The sequence below is a fragment of the Variovorax sp. dw_308 genome (genome assembly GCF_019207085.1).
Lineage (GTDB): Bacteria > Pseudomonadota > Gammaproteobacteria > Burkholderiales > Burkholderiaceae_C > Variovorax.
On the sequence record NZ_JAATOM010000069.1, the window covers coordinates 1 to 2,927 of the forward strand.

Consider the following 2,927-nt stretch of genomic DNA (forward strand, 5'->3'; position numbering starts at 1 on the left):
TGCGTATTTCGGCGAACGTGACCAGTGATTTCGGGAACGTGACCGATTTCGGTCGATGCTGGGGTTGCGCGAAGGAGATTGTAGGTTTGGGGTTGATCTGAAGGGTTGAACTGCCTCCTTGACGAGGTGTGGTTGGGAGTTGATGCCTTGCATGGCTAAGGGCTTTGTCTTCTTTGTCTTGCCTCTTTTCAGAATAGTGTGTCGGGCCCTGTGGAGCTTGTGGACAGCCGACGGCCTGTGGGTGGGCGCGTGGTCAACCCGAAGGGTTGTCCATCCGGCCATCCATAGGAGAGCGCCGAAGGCGCTCAGTCGGGGAGCTCGCGTCAGCGGGCCTGTCCAAAAATCCACAGGGCGGTTCCCTACGGCGCCACGCCGACGGTGGGGGTGGTTTCGGCGAGGAGATCGCCTGCGTCACCGACGCCGTTGGCGAGCTTGCCCGAGCGCATTGACTTGCCCTTCAACGCCAGTCGATGGCTGCGCGAGAGCAGGCGATCGAGGATCGCATCAGCGATCGTCGCGTCCCCGATCCAGGCGTGCCAGTGCTCGATGGGCAGTTGACTCGTCACGATCGTCGGGCGCGTACCGGCACGGTCATCAATGATCTCCATCAGGTCTGAACGCGTGGGGCCGTCCAGCGAAGCCATGCCCCAATCGTCCAGGACAAGGACGCTTGTGCGCGCCACTGCCGCGAGCCATCGGGAGAAGCCGCCGTTGCCGTGCAGCACACGCAGGTCCTCGGCCAGGCGCGGTGCGCGCAGATACAGCGCCGAGTGCCCACGCCGGCACGCATGCTGCGCCAGCGCGCAGGCCAGCCACGATTTCCCCGAACCTGCGGGACCCGTGACCAGAATCGCAGAGCCGTCCTCGACCCAGCGCGACAGCGCCAGGCTCATCAACGCGCTGCGCTCGAAGCCACGCCCGCCACGGCCATCCACATCCTCGATGCAGGCCTGCGGGTACTTCAGCCCCGCGTGCTTGAGCAGCGCGGCGCGGCGCTTGTCGCCGCGGTGGTGCACCTCGCGATCGACCATGAGTGCCAGGCGCTCCTCGAAGCTCAGTGTCGTGCTCGCGGTGCTGGAGAACTGCTCTTCGATCGCCGCGACCATGCCGGCGAGCTTCAGATCGCGCAGTTGCGCGAGGGTGTTGTTCATCATCATTGGGAAGTTCTTTCGATTCGTTATGCGGTGGGTGCCGGTGGCTCAGTGGTAGTACGCCGCGCCGCGCAGGTTGTCGTGCTCGGGGGCGACCCATTCGGGTTCCGGTTGCGCGCGCTCAATCAGGTCGCGGCCATTGGCCAGGATGTCGCGCACATTGCGGTACTGACCTGCGCCGAGTTCCAGCGCCAAGGTACATGCGGCTTCGACACGCTTGGGCCCGTAGCGCTTGACGAGGCTGAGCAGGCCAAGGCAACTGCGATAGCCGTGCTCGGGGTGACGGAAGCGCAGCAGCAACTGCGTGACGAACTGGCCGGTGTTCGCGCCGATCTCGCCTCCCCAATGGATCAACCTCTCGGGCGTCCACTGCTTGTGCGCACGGTGGGCCGCGGGCATGTGCTCGTCCACGGTCGTGAAGCCCCCACGCCGCGCACTGCGGGCATGGCAGGCCACGCGCTGGCCGCGATGCAGCAGCTCGATCAACGCGTCCGTGACGCGCGCCTCCAGCGTCACCCCGACCAGCGAGTGCGGCACGCTGTAGCGGTGAGCATCCACCTCGACGTGGTAGTCAATATGCGCCTTCACCGTTTTGAAGGTGACCCACTGCCAGCGTTGCGCCGGCAGCGGCGACAGGGCCGGCGAATCGAGCGAGGCAAACAGGCTCGCGCGGCTACCCTCGATCTTCTGGAACTTGCGATCGTTCAGCGGCGCCAGCAAGGCACTGATCGCCGCATCGGCGGCATGCACATCGGCCAGCACGGCGTGACGCAGGCGCGCCAGGATCCAGCGAGTGACCACCTGTACCGAACTTTCTGCGGTGGCTTTATCCTTTGGCAGAAACGGGCGTGCCGGAAGAAATGAGACAGCGTAGTGGCGCGCGAACTCGCGCACCGATTCATTGAGCGTCGGCTCGTAACGGCAGGCCTGAGAAACGAGCGATCGTGGGTTGTCGGGGACAACGAGTTGTGGGCAGCCCTTGTAGAACGTCAGTGCGCGTGCGAGTGCACCCAACCATGAACGCATGCTCTGGTCGGCCGTTGCACAGGCAAACGTGTAGCTCGACGCGCCCATCGCGGCAACGAAGACCTGGGCGCGCGTGCCGTCGGTCAGTGCCAGCGTTGAGCCGGCATAGTCGATGAATAACTTCTCGCCAGCGCGCCGGTGCTGACGCATCGAACGCTTGAGGGTCTGGGCGAATTTCTTGTAGTGCCCGCAGAACTGGGTGTAGGCCCAGGTGCGGCAGCCTTCATTGGCCGCGCGGTACTCCCCCCACAGCAGCATCAACGTCACGCCCTTGCGGCGCAGTTCGATGTGAACGTTGGCAAAGTCGGGTTCAACCAGTCGGGTCTCGTTCTCGTTGCGCCCAAACAATCTGCGTTCCAGCGAAGCTTCGTCCAGCTGCGCTGTCGCCTTCCAGTCCAGCCCGGCGGCGCCGGCCAGGCTGAGGTACTTGGATACCACTCCTTTGGAGATGGCCAGGCTTTTTGCGATGCGCTCGTGCGAGAGGCCGCCCTGGTATTTGAGTCTGAGGATGTCTTTGATCATGCGTACTTCCATGCGTTGCTGCGGCATCGTTCACGGCCCAAAGGCCACGAGGCTATGCCCCAGCGGTGGTTCATACGCAACACCAACACCAACCTCTTGACAGGTCGGCGACCGCCACGAAGCGGTCTCCCGACTTCAATCGGTCACGTCACCGAAATCGTCGGTCACGATGCCGAATTCGGCGGTCACGATGCCGAAACGGTCGGTCACGCTCCTCCGAAATACGCA

General features: G+C 63.9%; 2 protein-coding genes. Both read right to left on the reverse strand.

The window, feature by feature from the left end; translation table 11 throughout:
* Nucleotides 1-359 precede the first annotated feature (359 nt).
* Nucleotides 360-1,157, reverse strand: coding sequence for an IS21-like element helper ATPase IstB (gene istB / locus HCU76_RS36145; RefSeq protein ID WP_218512041.1), 798 nt, complete (start codon nucleotides 1,155-1,157; stop codon nucleotides 360-362).
* 42 nt (nucleotides 1,158-1,199) lie between these two features.
* Nucleotides 1,200-2,726 (reverse strand): IS21 family transposase, encoded by a 1,527-nt coding sequence (gene istA, locus HCU76_RS36150; protein ID WP_218512042.1) that lies wholly within the window; start codon nucleotides 2,724-2,726, stop codon nucleotides 1,200-1,202.
* Nucleotides 2,727-2,927: the final 201 nt, after the last annotated feature.

Bases quoted from the DNA above. Each gene is read 5' to 3' on its own strand.
- istB (WP_218512041.1), bottom strand. From the start codon at position 1,157: ATGATGATGAACAACACCCTCGCGCAACTGCGCGATCTGAAGCTCGCC.
- istA (WP_218512042.1), bottom strand. From the start codon at position 2,726: ATGCCGCAGCAACGCATGGAAGTACGCATGATCAAAGACATCCTCAGA.